This is a genomic window from Cohnella fermenti (assembly GCF_004801405.1).
Taxonomy (GTDB): domain Bacteria; phylum Bacillota; class Bacilli; order Paenibacillales; family Paenibacillaceae; genus Cohnella; species Cohnella fermenti.
Genome location: NZ_SSOB01000009.1, coordinates 127,572 through 142,235, shown reverse-complemented (window position 1 = coordinate 142,235; position 14,664 = coordinate 127,572). Strand labels below are relative to the sequence as shown.

12 protein-coding genes are annotated in these 14,664 nt (G+C 59.4%); 10 read left to right on the top strand and 2 right to left on the bottom strand.

Features of this window, described 5'->3' with window-relative positions; all coding sequences use genetic code 11:
- The first annotated feature begins 1 nt into the window (after window position 1).
- The 3 genes from E6C55_RS09235 to E6C55_RS09225 are packed head-to-tail and all read left to right on the top strand — an operon-like array spanning window position 2 to window position 2,696.
- Window positions 2-1,936 carry a hypothetical protein gene (locus E6C55_RS09235; protein WP_136369493.1) on the top strand — a complete coding sequence of 645 codons (1,935 nt, stop codon included), beginning with the start codon at window positions 2-4 and terminating at the stop codon, window positions 1,934-1,936.
- Window positions 1,933-2,271, top strand: a complete 339-nt coding sequence (locus tag E6C55_RS09230; protein WP_136369492.1) for an EscU/YscU/HrcU family type III secretion system export apparatus switch protein — start codon at window positions 1,933-1,935, stop codon at window positions 2,269-2,271. The genes E6C55_RS09235 and E6C55_RS09230 overlap by 4 nt, the downstream gene beginning before the upstream one ends.
- A 17-nt stretch (window positions 2,272-2,288) precedes the next feature.
- The gene (locus E6C55_RS09225) at window positions 2,289-2,696 is read left to right on the top strand and encodes a YraN family protein (protein ID WP_136369491.1); all 408 of its coding nucleotides are present in this window, start codon (window positions 2,289-2,291) and stop codon (window positions 2,694-2,696) included.
- 722 nt (window positions 2,697-3,418) lie between these two features.
- On the opposite strand, the gene E6C55_RS09220 is transcribed toward E6C55_RS09225, so the two are convergent.
- Window positions 3,419-4,972 carry a YifB family Mg chelatase-like AAA ATPase gene (locus E6C55_RS09220; protein WP_136369490.1) on the bottom strand — a complete coding sequence of 518 codons (1,554 nt, stop codon included), beginning with the start codon at window positions 4,970-4,972 and terminating at the stop codon, window positions 3,419-3,421.
- 205 nt (window positions 4,973-5,177) lie between these two features.
- Here E6C55_RS09220 and E6C55_RS09215 point away from each other — a divergent pair, with 205 nt between their 5' ends.
- Window positions 5,178-5,363, top strand: coding sequence for a WYL domain-containing protein (locus tag E6C55_RS09215; RefSeq protein WP_136369489.1), 186 nt, complete (start codon window positions 5,178-5,180; stop codon window positions 5,361-5,363).
- Window positions 5,364-5,377: 14 nt separating this feature from the next.
- On the opposite strand, the gene E6C55_RS09210 is transcribed toward E6C55_RS09215, so the two are convergent.
- Window positions 5,378-6,370 carry a hypothetical protein gene (locus E6C55_RS09210; protein WP_136369488.1) on the bottom strand — a complete coding sequence of 331 codons (993 nt, stop codon included), beginning with the start codon at window positions 6,368-6,370 and terminating at the stop codon, window positions 5,378-5,380.
- Between the two features lie 399 nt (window positions 6,371-6,769).
- Between E6C55_RS09210 and sucC the strand changes: the two genes are divergently transcribed.
- From sucC to hslV, 6 genes are all read left to right on the top strand, one after another.
- Window positions 6,770-7,930, top strand: a complete 1,161-nt coding sequence (sucC, locus tag E6C55_RS09205) for an ADP-forming succinate--CoA ligase subunit beta (RefSeq protein ID WP_136369487.1) — start codon at window positions 6,770-6,772, stop codon at window positions 7,928-7,930.
- Between the two features lie 27 nt (window positions 7,931-7,957).
- Window positions 7,958-8,884 (top strand): succinate--CoA ligase subunit alpha, encoded by a 927-nt coding sequence (gene sucD, locus E6C55_RS09200; RefSeq protein ID WP_136369486.1) that lies wholly within the window; start codon window positions 7,958-7,960, stop codon window positions 8,882-8,884.
- Between the two features lie 136 nt (window positions 8,885-9,020).
- Window positions 9,021-10,154 carry a DNA-processing protein DprA gene (dprA, locus tag E6C55_RS09195; RefSeq protein WP_136369485.1) on the top strand — a complete coding sequence of 378 codons (1,134 nt, stop codon included), beginning with the start codon at window positions 9,021-9,023 and terminating at the stop codon, window positions 10,152-10,154.
- A 320-nt stretch (window positions 10,155-10,474) separates the two neighbouring features.
- Entirely contained in the window at window positions 10,475-12,577 is a 2,103-nt protein-coding gene (gene topA, locus E6C55_RS09190) for a type I DNA topoisomerase (protein WP_136369484.1), read from the top strand.
- Window positions 12,578-12,659: 82 nt separating this feature from the next.
- Window positions 12,660-14,000: an FADH(2)-oxidizing methylenetetrahydrofolate--tRNA-(uracil(54)-C(5))-methyltransferase TrmFO gene (trmFO, locus tag E6C55_RS09185; protein WP_136369483.1), complete on the top strand. Its 1,341-nt coding sequence runs from the start codon at window positions 12,660-12,662 to the stop codon at window positions 13,998-14,000.
- Between the two features lie 91 nt (window positions 14,001-14,091).
- Window positions 14,092-14,634, top strand: coding sequence for an ATP-dependent protease subunit HslV (gene hslV, locus E6C55_RS09180; RefSeq protein ID WP_136369482.1), 543 nt, complete (start codon window positions 14,092-14,094; stop codon window positions 14,632-14,634).
- The last annotated feature ends 30 nt before the right edge of the window (window positions 14,635-14,664 follow it).

Here is a 14,664-nt window from a genome sequence, read left to right as displayed (position 1 = left end):
CGTGAACATGAATATCGGGAATCTCATGCGCGCCATGCTGAACGACGGCCAGCCGACGGATGCTCGTGCGCTGGAGCTGCGCATCGGTCAGATCGTGCGGGGAGTTCTTCTGGAGGTGCTGGACGAAGGCGAGGCGCTCATCCAGATTAACGGGGCGCAGGTGCGGGCCAAGCTCGACGCCGAACTGCCGGTCGGCCGCGGCACGCTGCTGCAGGTGTCGCAGGATTCGAGCGCGGGGGCCATCGTGCTGAAGACGCTGGCCGACTTGACGGCGGCTCCGGCGGACGAAGCGCTGAAGGATGTGGCGAAGTCGTTCGGCTTGCCCGATCAGAAGTGGAGCTTCGAGCTGATGCGGGGCCTTCGGCGGGACGGCTATCCGATCGACAAGGAGACGGCGAGCTGGTTTAAGCAGGCGGCCGCCGCGAGGCCGGCGGGCGAAGATGTCCAGACGTGGATGAATGCGGCGGGAGTTGCTTTCAGGCGGGGCCTTGAAGCGACGGAAGCGACGATCTCGTCTCTGAAGACGGCGCTGTACGGCCCGCAACTGAGCGAGCAGATGAACAAGCTGGAATCGCTGCTTGCCGATTACGTCGGCAAGGGGACGACGCAAGAGGGCGAGCCGGCGGATGCGGGCCTGCAGGCCGCGAAGAAGCTGCAGCAACTGCTGGCGCGCGGCCAGGAGCTGCTGAGCGAAGGGGCGAGACAGCTTGCGGGCGGCGGCGGAGCGGAAGGGGCCGCTCCGGGCCGTAGCGCATCCGTGCAGGAGGGCGGAGGCGGCCGGGCGGCCGTCCCCCCGATGTCGGGAGGGCGCGAGGCCGCCGGGCAGGCGATGCCGGGTGCGGCGGAAGGGGCGAGCGCCGCGGCGAAGGGCGGCGATCCGGAGCTGAACGCCGCCGGTCGGTCGGCCGGCGGAACGCCGAGCGGAAGCGGAGGCAGCGGCGGAGGCGCGGCGGTTGGCGGCGTGGCCGGCGGAGCGGACGGCGCCCGGGGTGCGCTCGCGGCAGGCGATGAGACGCGCGGCGGCGCTTCGGCCAGGCCGGCGGACGCCGGACGAAGCGGCGAAGCGGTCGAGGCGGGCGCCCGAGGCGCGGCGGGCGGCGAGGCCGCAAGAGCCGGGGCGGCAGCGCAGGCGGCGGACGCTCGCGGAGGTTCGGCCGCGGATGGGGCGGCGAATGCCCGGCCTGCGGCGGACGGCTCCTGGCTCGGCCGCTTCATGGAGCTGCTCGGCGCGAGCCATGAGCGGCAGCTTGCGCATCAGTTGCTCTCTGGCGAGCTGGTCGGCCGAACGGCGGCGGAGACGGTCGGCAGAGCGGCGGACGACGCTCCGTCGACCTCGATGGAATCGCTCAAGAGCGCTCTGCTGGCGCTGGCCGGCGGTGACGACGTGCCTGCCGCGCTCAAGGAAGCCGCGCAGGGAATGGCGCAGCAGATTACCGGCCAACAGCTGCTGCTCTCCGCGGAACGGCAGAATACGGCGATGATGAGCCACATGACGCTGTTTGTGCCAATCAAAGGACAGAACGGCGACACGACCGCCACAATCCAGATCCAGACGCGGCGGGGGCGCAAGGGCGAATGGGACTCGGGCAATTGCCGCCTTGTTTTCCAACTGAATATGAGTCACATTGGCGATACGCTCGTCGACGTGCAGATCGTGGACAAAGTTGTCTCGCTGCGGGTGCTGAACGACCGTCCATGGGCGCTCGAACTGCTCGAATCCGCCCGGGACGAAGCGGCGCGCGGGATGCAGGAGGCGGGCTACCAGCTCCTGTCGCTCAAGACGTCGGCATTCCCTGTCGCGGTCCCCGCGGAGCCGGAGAGCTCGGACAAGGAAGGCGCGTCGGCGTCCTCCGCATGGGCCGCGGGCATTCTGCAGGAGCAAGCGGGTTCCGCTTATGCCGCCAAGCCGTACAAGGGAGTTGACTACCGAGCATGAGCGAATCATCCGGCTTGCCCGACGAGAAGAACGAGGAAGGGCTGTACCCCCGGCGCAAGGCGGTCGCTTTGAAGTACAGCCCGGAGCGCGGCGCGGCGCCGGTCGTCGTGGCGAAGGGACAAGGCGTCATCGCGGAGGAGATCGTCCGCAAGGCGAAGGAGAACGGGGTGCCGATCCAGGAGGACACCTCCCTCGTCGAAGTGTTGTCCAAGCTCGATCTGGAGCAGGAGATTCCGCCGGAACTGTATCGGCTGGTCGCGGAGGTGCTCAGCTTCGTCTACCGGACGGACCGGCGGGCGGGCTTGCGATCCGACGACGGTCATATGCTTCCTTAGCGAGGAGGAGGTCGTGAATGCAAAGGGAGCACTCGTCTGACAAGCGCAGATTGTCCCGGCCGGACCTGCGCCTGGCAACGGGCCGGGCGGCCGAGGAAGCCGCGGCGAAGCATCTGGAGCGGTGCGGCTACGGCATCGTGGCGCGCAATTGGCGTTGCCGCACAGGCGAGCTCGACCTCATCGCCACGGACGGCGATGCTCTCGTGATCGCGGAGGTTCGCTCGCGCCGCGGTGGGGCGACGCGCTTCGGCACCGCCATCGAGGCGGTCACCCTGCGCAAGTGCGCACAAGTCCGAAGCACCGCACAGGTCTACCTGAACCAGACCCGCCGCGAGCCGAGCCGCATCCGCTTCGACGTCATCGCCGTCACATTTGCCCCCGGCGGCGAGATCGCCGAGCTGAAGCACATTAAAGGAGCCTTCTGAGGGGCTCTTTTTTACGTTGTGGGCCAACTCAAAACACACCGAAACCATCAAACCTACTGAACTCGCTAAACCGAGATGAGTCGTGGTTACTCAAATGCGGGCGTACGAGCAGGTATGGTGGGCGTGGATCAGCAACCACGGGTCAACTGGAGCAGCGATAGGTGCGCGGAGGTACCGAGATGAGGAACATGGTTACTCAAGTGAGGACATACGAACAGACATGGTGGGTGCGGCTGAGTAACCACGACTCAACTGGAGCGACTATAGACGCGTGGAGGGACTGCTAAACTCGCTGACTACGCCGAAGTTACTGAAGCCATCACAGCCGACGAACCCGATGGGAACCTGATTTTATGTGAAAAATCACATTGGTGCTGCCCGAAAAGGGGGACATCGCCTATTTTTATGCGAAAAATCATATTCATGGAGGAAATTTCGGTTCGATTTTCCGTATACATGCTAAAAATCATATAAAACGCCTCGATTCTATCCAATTCAAGCCGACGAATGTGAAAAATCACATAAAATCGCAAAAGTCAGCGAATTGGAGGTGAATATCACGGCTGCGCAAAAGGACCGCCAGGGCGATCTTCCCTGACGGTTGTTTAAGCGTAGTTCGGATTAAGCTCGATGATTAAAATTTATCGATCGCATTCGAACCCGATCCACACCAATGGAATATGAAAATTCACTTTAGCCGATGGCGGAAATCCGGCTGTCTCTTACACTTCGGAACGGTCCAGGCAGCGATATTGGATCGCTTCGGCGACGTGCTCTTCGCGGATGGCGTCGGAGGAGTCCAGGTCGGCGATCGTTCGGGCCATCTTCAGGATTCGGTCATGCGCTCGGAAGCTCAGTCCCATGCGGTCGTAGGTGGTGTGCAGCAGCTTCTCGGCAGAGCCGGACAGAGCTGCGTGTTGGCGGAGATGTCGGCCGTGCAGCTCACTGTTCCAGCGAATGCCGAGCTTGCGGTAGCGATGAAACTGTCGCTCGAAGGCGGCTTCGACGATGGCCCGGGCTTCGGCGGAGGACAGGCCTCCCCGCACGCCGCCGGGCGACGCTTGCCGGGGCATCTCCACCTGCAGGTCGATGCGGTCGGCCAAGGGGCCTGACATCCGCCCCCGATAGCGAGAGATGGCAATCGTGGTGCAGGTGCAAGCGTTCTTACCGGGGGCTGAGCTCGAATCCGTGCCGTAAAATCCGCAAGGGCACGGATTCATCGAACAAGCCAGCATAAACCGCGCGGGAAAACGCACGACGCCGCGGGCGCGGCCGATCGTCACGTGCCGATCTTCAAGCGGCTGGCGCAGCGCCTCGAGCGCGGCACGCTGGAATTCCGGCATCTCGTCGAGGAACAGCACGCCGTGATGGGCGAGCGTCACTTCTCCCGGCTTCGGGACGGAGCCGCCGCCGATGAGGCCGGCCGCAGATACGGTGTGATGCGGAGACCGGAACGGGCGTTGCCGAATCAGCCCGCGTCGTTCGCCCGGCAGCTTGCCGCTGACACTGTAAATCTTCGTGACGGCGAGCGCTTCGTCGTCGTCGAGGTGCGGCAGCAGCGTCGGGAGGCGTCGGCACAGCATCGTTTTGCCCGTACCCGGCGGACCCATAAACAAAACATTGTGCATTCCCGCGGCTGCAATAAGAAGCGCGCGCTTGCCGTGTTGCTGTCCGATTACGTCGGAGAGATCGATCTCGGCATCGGTGTCGGCAGGAACGGAAGAGAAGGCGGCTCCCTTGCCAGGCGATTCGAGAGGGTAGATCTGGGCGCGACCGCCTCCGATGATCCACTCGCCGAGCGAACCGATTCCCCGCACGCGAATACCTTCGATGAGCGAAGCTTCGGCAACGCACGCTCGCGGTACGAACACTTGCTTTAATCCTTCGTTCCGGGCCCGTTCGACCATCGGCAGAACGCCGGGAACCGCCTTAATCTCTCCGCTTAACGACAGCTCCCCTATCAGCAGCGAGCCTTCCAGCATCTCGGGAGGGAGCTGGCCGCTCGCCCCGAGAATGCCGGCCGCGATGGCGAGATCGAAGGCGCTTCCTTCCTTGCGCATATCGGCAGGGGCGAGATTGACCGTGATGCGGTCAAGCGGAAACTTCATGCCACCGTTGCGGATGGCTGTGCGAACCCGCTCGATGGACTCCCGGATCGCCGGGTCGGGAAGTCCGACCACATTCACTTGAGGCAAACCGCTCGCAATATCGACTTCCACCTCGATCAGTCGTCCCTCGACGCCGGCGACGGTTGCGCTGAGCATTTTCACATACATAACAAAGAAACACCCTCCTCCCAAGCAACGATGGAGAAAGGTGCTTCCTTTCCGCGCTGTTCCATATATTTGCATTCTAACTTGGATAAGCAAGGGTGTCAAATCGTCGGCCATCGCCCAAATTTCCTCTTGATAAGAACGTAAGTTCGGGTTTATAATGTCTCATATAACAAGAACGAACGTTCCTATTCGGAGGCGAACGGAGATGCCTATCGGTAAGTATATCGGTTGTCGAGTAGAGATTGTTTATTTGAATTCCATCGGCCGCCTTACGCGCAAAGTGGTTCATGTTCTGGAAGTAACGAGCAAATCCGTATATGCTTTCGACAACGGCAAGCAGGCGTATCGGACGCTTCGACTGCAACGAATTTTGGCCGTTCTGCCGGCGTAGAGTGCTTCCCGATGTTATTTGTAATCGGGAGGAAGCAAGATGCGAAGGGGGGATTCTGTCGTTGCTGCGACTTCTTCCGCGCGCTCCATCGACTCCAAGATTTCGTCCGTTTCCGCGGTCTCCTCGGGATTCTCATCGCTCGCAAGATCTTGAGTTTGTTTGAGGTTGAATTTAATGTACAGGATGGACGATTTGGGGAGAATGATTTTGTTGTCGGTCTCATCGTCGAAGTCCTTCACAAGCAAGGAAGAGCCATCGATGCTTGTTTTGAGGATCGCCATGTTCAAGAACACCTCATTCGTAATCAGCTTGATGTCCGCCGTGATTTTGGTTGATGTGAACAAGCTGCTGATATAAAACAACTGTGCGTAGATTACTCGTACGGCTAAGTAGAGAATGAAGTAACAGATAACGAGGAACACGCTTTCGAATGCCGGCACGTCTGAGAACAAATAACCCACTGTTTCGATGGTACTCTTGACGTCTAATTCGAACGCGGCTGACCAGTAGAACAATAACACGTTAAGCGTGTATCCGGCTATAATTATCGGGCTAAGGATATAGGCATAGAAGAAAATGAATAAAACGATAATTTTTACGACCCTGCAATTGACTTGTTTATCGCCTATGTTCATGGTTGTCGCAAACCAGAGCTTCGCCTTGTTTACCCATCTGATTCCAAGAGCGCATCCGAATAGAAGCACCGCAACCCATAATGAGGTATAAAGCACCCAAGAGGGAACCGGCAATTCGGAGACATACGGAAAGTGTTCGATTCTCGAACGGTCTTGTTTCTCGAAGGAACCGATGAACAAAGCGATTCCGGTGATCAAGAGAAATTTGCCGATCCCCGCCAGCAGCTTCAAAAAAATTTGAATGTTTTGGTGAAGCAGCAGTTTTTCTTCTCGCGACATTTTTATGTATGTAATCAAGCTGCTGATAAACGGGGCTGCGATTGGAATGATTAAAGCCGTGGCCCATCCGCTGAACGAAACGTCAAAATCCACGATTATCCCCCTTGCCTACAAATAATATCGGGACAATCGGGGAAATAATTGAGAGCTTCAAGCAATTGGAAAAATCCCCATCCAAGAAGAGGAGAGGCTTGCGAGCGAGGCGGTTAAGCGCGGGGGCGAGGAGCAGCCGGACATCCAATTGAAGAAAATCGCACCCGCTGCGAAGAAAACGACAGCGGATGGTTAGATTTCTGCGTATTGGTAAATCTATTATCGGTTAGGGGTTGAATGATCGCATTCCGATATGAAATCATTGCCGATTGGGACTAATAAAAAGATGAAAAATGGAGGAAGACTCGCGGAAAAGGTGTTACAATGGTTAAGGTTTCGGTACATGCAAAAGTACCCAGAGATTCTTCAGATGCGTGCAAAACGGGAGGATGCTAGGCCATGAATATTCATGAGTATCAAGGCAAGGCAGTCTTGAGACAGTACGGCGTCACCGTGCCGAACGGCAAGGTCGCTTTCTCTGTCGAAGAAGCTGTAAGCGCGGCTCAAGAGCTCGGCACGCCTGTCGTTGTCGTCAAAGCTCAGATCCATGCGGGCGGACGCGGCAAGGCCGGCGGTGTCAAGGTTGCCAAGGGCTTGGACGAAGTCAAGCAATATGCGGAGCAAATTCTCGGCAAGGTGCTGGTTACTCATCAGACCGGTCCGGAAGGCAAGGAAGTCAAGCGTCTTCTGATCGAAGAGGGCTGCGACATCAAGAAAGAATATTACATCGGTCTGGTCGTTGACCGCGGAACGGGCCGCGTTGTGCTGATGGGCTCCGAAGAAGGCGGCACGGAGATCGAAGAAGTCGCCGCTCATTCCCCGGAGAAGATCATCAAGGAAGTCGTCGATCCGGCGATCGGCCTGACGACATTCCAAGCGCGCCGCCTGGCATATGCGATCAACATCCCGAACGAGCTTGTCAACAAGGCAATCAAGTTCATGCTGTCGCTGTACGCGGCTTTTGTGGACAAGGATTGCTCGATCGCGGAGATCAATCCGCTCGTCGTAACCGGTGGAGGCGATATTATCGCTCTCGACGCGAAGCTGAACTTCGACTCCAACGCATTGTTCCGCCACAAGGACATCGTGGAGCTTCGCGACCTGGATGAAGAAGACGAGAAGGAAATTCAAGCATCCAAGTTCGATCTGTCCTACATTGCCCTCGACGGCAACATCGGCTGTATGGTCAACGGTGCCGGTCTCGCCATGGCGACGATGGACATTATCAAATATTACGGCGGCGAGCCGGCCAACTTCCTCGACGTAGGCGGCGGCGCAACCAAGGAGAAGGTTACCGAAGCGTTCAAGATCATCCTCAGCGATGCGAACGTCAAGGGAATCTTCGTCAACATCTTCGGCGGCATCATGAAGTGCGACATCATCGCCGAAGGCGTCGTCGCGGCTGCCCGCGAGCTTGGCTTGGACAAGCCGCTCGTCGTACGCCTCGAAGGCACGAACGTGAATCTCGGCAAAGAGATCTTGAACAATTCCGGCCTGAACATCGTGGCTGCGGATTCGATGGCTGACGGCGCGCAGAAGATCGTTGCGCTCGTGAAATAGGGAGAACCAACCGGGGAGTGTGAAGTCATGAGTATCTTGATCGATAAGAACACCAAGGTGATCACCCAAGGCATCACAGGCGCAACGGGCGCGTTCCACGCCAAGGGTGCTCTGGATTACGGCACGCAGATGGTCGGCGGCGTTACGCCTGGCAAGGGCGGCCAAACGATCGATTTCGACCTGGAGAACGGCACTAAGGTAACGCTGCCGATCTTCAACACGGTTAAAGAAGCGATAGCGGCTACGGGCGCAACGGCTTCCGTTATCTATGTCGCTCCGCCGTTCGCGGCCGACTCGATCCTGGAAGCGGTAGATGCCGAGCTCGACCTCGTCATCTGTATCACGGAAGGCATTCCGGTGCTGGACATGGTCAAGGTCAAGCGCTACATGGAAGGCAAGAAGACTCGCCTGATCGGGCCTAACTGCCCGGGCGTCATTACGCCGGACGAGATCAAGATCGGCATCATGCCGGGCTATATCCACAAGAAGGGCCACGTAGGCGTCGTCTCCCGTTCGGGAACGCTGACGTACGAAGCGGTTCATCAGCTCACATCCCGCGGCATCGGCCAATCGTCCGCTGTCGGCATCGGCGGCGACCCTGTCAAGGGCTCCGAGTTCATCGACATCCTTAACCTGTTCAACGAAGACCCTGACACGTATGCGGTCATCATGATCGGGGAGATCGGCGGAACGGCGGAAGAAGAAGCGGCGGAGTGGGTCAAGGCGAACATGACGAAGCCGGTCGTCGGCTTCATCGGCGGCGCAACCGCGCCTCCAGGGAAGCGCATGGGCCATGCCGGCGCCATCATCTCGGGCGGCAAGGGCACGGCGGCCGAGAAGATTGCGAAGCTCGAAGAGTGCGGCATTCGCGTGTCCCCGACTCCTTCGGAGATGGGCGCTACGCTGGTGGGCGTGCTTGAAGAGCGCGGTTTGCTGGAGAAGTGCAAGAGCTAATTCGGCTTTAAGCCATAACGATATCGGATAGGCAGGCAGCCTTCCGCATTCCTCGAACGAGGGAAGCGGAGGGCTGTTTCTGTTTTGAAGCGATGAACGATTGCGGCAGTCGGTGCCCATTAGGAGGCGGGGGAGCATGGCGCGGGATTGGGAGGCAAGCGAACTGCTTGTCGGGATGCACGAGACGGAAGGCGTAGGATGGATCACGATAAGGCGCGTGATCGCGTGCGGGGCGTTGGAAGGAGCGAACCATCGGAGGGCGATGGATTGGCGGGAATTCGCCTTGTCTGCGAGGCAAGCGGCGAACCTCGCCGAGAGGCTGACGGACGAGAAGATCGAGCTGGCGATTCGCAAAAGGGAGAGGGCGGGCATCAAAGTCGTCACGAGGTTGGACCCGGAGTATCCGCCTCTGCTGAAGCATATCGAGGACCCTCCTTGGGTGCTGTATGCCGTAGGAAGGCTGGAGCTCCTTCTGAGGCCAGCGATTGCCGTTGTCGGCACACGGACCGCAACTGCCTACGGCAAACGCATGGCGGAGGAGCTGTCGGCCTCGTGCGCGCAGTCCGGGATAACGGTCGTGAGCGGACTGGCGAGGGGCATCGACACGTCGGCGCACATCGGCGCGCTCGGCAAGCCCGGGACGACGATCGCCGTCCTGGCCTCGCCAGTCGATCATCCGTATCCGTCGGAGAATCGCGGACTGTACCGGGAGATCGTCGACGAAGGGCTTGCAATCTCCGAATCTCCGCTCGGGGCTCCGTTGACGAAGGCGCACTTCTACTTGCGCAATCGGATCATCGCGGGCTTATGCCAGGGAGCGCTTATCGTGGAAGCGGGCGAAGGGAGCGGGGCGTTGATCACGTCCACGCACGCCTTGAATTACAACCGGGACGTATATATTGTGCCGGGGCCGATCACGTCGCCGCGCAGCGTCGGAGTGCTCAAGCTGCTGAACGACGGGGCCAAGCCGGTCCTTGGCGCGAACGATGTTCTCACGGATTACGTTCGGACGCTCGGAGAATGGAGAAGGGCGAACGGCCAGCCGGAGGAAGCGGCCGCCAGCGGCCACTCGAATGCGGGGAAGGCCGAGGAGCTGACGCCGGAGGAAGAGGCGCTGCACGAATGGCTTGCAGAAGAGGGGGCGCGCACCATCGACGAGTTGCTTGCTTGGAGCGGGATGCCGGCGGGCCAATTGCACGCGGCTCTTCTCGGCTTGCAGATGAAGCGGCTCGTTCAGCTACTGCCAGGATCGATCTACGAAGTCATCTAGTATATTAATGAAGGGACGCGATTCGGGAAGGGAGGAATTTGAGCTCTTCCCGATGCTCGTGTTATGATGGGCAACGAGAACCCGAGGAGGGAATATGGTCCGCCGAAGATGGTCGTTATCGCGAGGACAAAAGGGCGATCGTAGGGGCCGCTCGCGAACGATGTTTGCGTTCGGACGGTTTTATGAGTATCCTTACAGATAAAGCGCATATTTTCACCCAACACCTTGGTTCGTATAAACGATTCGCTGAAGGGAAGTTCTTGCGGAGCGATGTAAGCTCGGTCTAAGAACTTGTTGACTGTTGGAGAGGAGGAATGGACGTGGCGGATTCACTCGTTATTGTAGAGTCACCGGCTAAAGCCAAGACAATCGGCAAATACTTGGGCAGCAAATTTATCGTTAAAGCGTCCATGGGCCATATTCGGGACCTTCCGAAGAGCCAGATCGGCGTGGAGATCGGCAATGAATTCCAACTGAAGTACATTACGATTCGCGGCAAAGGGAGCGTCCTCAAGGAACTGAAGGACGCCAGCAAGAAAGTCAAGAAAGTCTATCTGGCGGCCGACCCCGATAGAGAGGGAGAAGCGATCGCCTGGCACTTGGCGCATTATTTGGAGCTCGACGAGTCGGACACGTGCCGTGTCGTATTCAACGAAATTACGAAACAAGCGGTCAAAGACGCCTTCAAGGCTCCGCGGCCTATCAATATGGATCTGGTGAACGCGCAGCAGGCTCGCCGCGTGCTTGATCGCCTGGTCGGCTACAAGATCAGCCCGCTGCTCTGGAAGAAGGTCAAGAAGGGGCTTAGCGCCGGTCGCGTTCAGTCGGTCGCGGTCAAGCTGATCATCGACAGGGAGCATGAGATCAAGGCGTTCGTGCCGGAAGAATACTGGAGCATTACGGCGCATCTCCTTAGAGAGGGGAAGGCGTTCGAAGCGAAGTTCCACGCGCTTGGCGACGACAAGAAGGAACTGAAGAGCCAATCGGACGTGAACGAGGTTCTCGCCGCGATTGCGGGGCAGCCGTTCTCGGTCGGCGAAGTGAAGGAGAAGGAGCGTCAGCGCAACCCGTCTCCGCCGTTCATTACGAGCTCCCTGCAACAGGAAGCGGCACGCAAGCTGAACTTCCGCGCCTCGAAGACGATGCAGATCGCGCAGCAGCTTTACGAGGGCGTCGATCTCGGGAAGGAAGGCACCGTCGGTCTCATTACGTACATGAGAACGGACTCGACGCGTATCTCTCCCGTCGCCCAGGAGGAAGCGCAGGGCTTTATCGTAGGCAAGTACGGTGCGAGCTATTACCCCGAGACTCCCCGGGTATACCTGAAGAAGAACGCGAACGCCCAGGATGCGCACGAAGCGATCCGTCCGACGTCCGTGCTCCGCGAGCCGGAGCAGATGAAGCCGTTCCTGTCCCGAGATCAGCTTCGTCTCTACAAGCTAGTGTGGGAGCGCTTTGTCGCCAGCCAGATGTCTTCCGCCGTGCTCGATACGATGACGGTCGATCTTGTAAGCGGCCCGGCCACGTTCCGCGCGAACGGTTCGAAGCTGAAGTTCTCCGGCTTCATGAAGGTGTATGTCGAGAGCAACGACGACGGCACGACCGAGGAAGATCGCCTGCTGCCGCCGCTCCGTTCCGGAGATGCGGTCGAGACGAAGGAACTCGATCCGAAACAGCACTTCACGCAGCCTCCTCCTCGCTATACGGAAGCGCGTCTCGTGAAGACGATGGAGGAGCTGGGAATCGGGCGCCCGAGTACCTATGCTCCTACGCTGGAGACAATTCAGAAGCGCAATTACGTCGCGATTGAAGAGAAGAAGTTTTTCCCGACGGAGCTCGGCGACCTGATCAATCAATTGATGGAAGAGTTCTTCCCTGAGATTCTCGACACCGAGTTCACGGCGAACATGGAAGGCGATCTCGACCATGTGGAAGAAGGCAAGGAGAACTGGATCGACGTCATCGAGGAGTTCTACAAGTCGTTCGAGAAGCGTCTCGAAGTGGCCGAGGAAGAGATGAAGGAGATCGAGATCAAAGACGAGCCTTCCGACGAGATCTGCGAGAAGTGCGGAAGTCCGATGGTGTACAAGATGGGCCGCTTCGGCAAGTTCCTCGCCTGCTCGGGCTTCCCTGAATGTCGCAACACCAAACCGATCGTGAAGGCGACCGGCGTTGTGTGCCCGAAGTGCAAGAAGGGCCACATTGTGGAGAGGCGGAGCAAGAAGGGGCGCATGTTCTACGGCTGCGATCAATATCCGGAGTGCGACTACGTCTCCTGGGATAAGCCGGTCGCGAAGCCTTGTCCGGAATGCGGTTCAATGATGACCGAGAAGCGGACGAGGAGCGGGGCGACCTGGAATTGCACGCAGTGCTCGCACAGCGAGACGGCTCCGGAGGCCGACGAAGGGCCGGATCTGGAATAATCCGAGCCGGAAGCGGCCGGTGCCGGCATGAAGCGGAACCGGTATCGAATAGGATACAAGCAAGGCGCAGGAGGTACTTAAGTTGGCTCACCATACGCAGGTTACCGTCGTAGGCGCGGGACTCGCGGGAAGCGAAGCCGCTTGGCAAATCGCTTCCCAGGGGGTTCCGGTCACACTGTACGAGATGCGACCCGTCCGCCGGACGCCGGCGCATCATACGGATCAGTTCGCGGAACTGGTCTGCAGCAACAGTCTAAGGGCGAACGGGCTGACGAACGCCGTCGGCGTCCTTAAGGAAGAGATGAGGCGGCTCGATTCGCTTATTCTGTCCGCAGCCGACCGGAACGCCGTTCCTGCGGGGGGAGCGCTCGCGGTCGACCGCGAAGGGTTCTCCGGAGAGGTGACGAGCCGGCTGCGGGAGCATCCTCTCATCACGGTCGTGAACGAGGAGTTCACCCAGATCCCGGCGGACGGCATCGTCGTGCTGGCGACCGGGCCGCTCACGTCGCCGGAGCTATCGGCGCAGATTCGCGAGCTGCTCGGCGAAGAGTACTTTTACTTCTTCGATGCTGCGGCGCCGATCGTCATGAAGGACTCTATCGACATGAACAAGGTTTTCCTTGCCTCGAGATACGACAAGGGCGAAGCGGCTTACCTGAACTGCCCGATGACGGAAGAGGAGTTCGAGGCGTTCTACGAAGCTCTCACGACGGCGGAGACGGCCGAGGTGAAGGACTTCGAGAAGAATATGGTGTTCGAAGGCTGCATGCCGATCGAAGTCATGGCGGGGCGGGGCAAGCAGACGATGCTGTTCGGTCCGCTGAAGCCGGTCGGGCTGGTCGATCCGAATACGAGCAAGCAGCCGTTCGCAGTCATCCAGCTTCGCCAGGACAACGCGTCCGGAACGCTGTACAATCTGGTCGGCTTCCAGACTCATCTGAAGTGGGGAGAGCAGAAGCGCGTGTTCTCGCTCATCCCGGGCTTGGAGAACGCCGAATTCGTTCGATACGGAGTCATGCATCGCAATACGTTCATCAACTCTCCCCGCCTGCTGAAGTCGACCTACCAATTCCGCGGACGGGAATCGCTCTTCTTCGCGGGCCAGATGACGGGCGTGGAAGGATATGTGGAATCGGCCGCATCGGGTCTTATCGCCGGGCTCAACGCCGGACGACTGGCACGGGGGCTGGAGCTGCTGCCGCTGCCGTCCGAGACGACGCTCGGCAGCATGGCCGAGTACATCACGACGGCCGACTTTCGGCACTTCCAGCCGATGAATGCGAACTTCGGCCTGTTCCCGCCGCTGGACACCCGCGTTCGCAGCAAGAAGGAGAAGAACGACAGGATCGCGGCGCGCGCGCTGGAAGCGATCGACGAGTTCAAGTCGACAATTCGCCAATCAAGCGAGATCAAGGCACAATGAAGCAGCGGCAGCCGGACAGAGCGCCTGCTGCTTCGCCGCGTTTCATGCCTTGGATGCTTGTCATAAGTTTGCAATTCGAGGAGGAATCCGAATGGAGATGTCATTCCACGCCACCACGATATGCGCGGTGCGCCATAACGGCAAAGGAGCGATCGCCGGCGACGGGCAGGTGACGTTCGGCAACAGCATGGTAATGAAGAGCACGGCCAAGAAGGTTCGCCGTCTGTACAGGGGGCAAGTGCTCGCGGGCTTCGCGGGCTCCGTCGCGGATGCGATCACGCTATTCGAGAAATTCGAAGGCAAGCTGGAAGAGCACCACGGCAACTTGCAGCGGGCGGCGGTCGAGCTCGCCAAGGATTGGCGGTCGGACCGCGTGCTGCGCAAGCTGGAGGCGATGCTGATCGTCATCGACGCCTCCGGCATGCTGCTCTTGTCGGGCAACGGCGAGGTGATCGAGCCGGACGACGACATTCTGGCGATCGGGTCGGGCGGGAGCTTCGCGCTGTCTGCGGCGCGAGCGCTCAAGCGCCACGCTCCCGATCTGGAAGCGAAGGAGATCGCGAAGAACGCCCTGCAGATCGCTTCCGAGATCTGCGTGTACACGAACAATAATCTGGTCGTCGAAGAGATCTGAACGCGAGCAACAGAATCGGAGGGATGGCAA

Coding starts and splice junctions, on each gene's coding strand:
- E6C55_RS09230 (WP_136369492.1), top strand. CDS start 1,933: ATGAGCGAATCATCCGGCTTGCCCGACGAGAAGAACGAGGAAGGGCTG.
- E6C55_RS09225 (WP_136369491.1), top strand. CDS start 2,289: ATGCAAAGGGAGCACTCGTCTGACAAGCGCAGATTGTCCCGGCCGGAC.
- E6C55_RS09220 (WP_136369490.1), bottom strand. CDS start 4,972: ATGTATGTGAAAATGCTCAGCGCAACCGTCGCCGGCGTCGAGGGACGA.
- E6C55_RS09215 (WP_136369489.1), top strand. CDS start 5,178: ATGCCTATCGGTAAGTATATCGGTTGTCGAGTAGAGATTGTTTATTTG.
- sucC (WP_136369487.1), top strand. CDS start 6,770: ATGAATATTCATGAGTATCAAGGCAAGGCAGTCTTGAGACAGTACGGC.
- sucD (WP_136369486.1), top strand. CDS start 7,958: ATGAGTATCTTGATCGATAAGAACACCAAGGTGATCACCCAAGGCATC.
- dprA (WP_136369485.1), top strand. CDS start 9,021: ATGGCGCGGGATTGGGAGGCAAGCGAACTGCTTGTCGGGATGCACGAG.
- hslV (WP_136369482.1), top strand. CDS start 14,092: ATGGAGATGTCATTCCACGCCACCACGATATGCGCGGTGCGCCATAAC.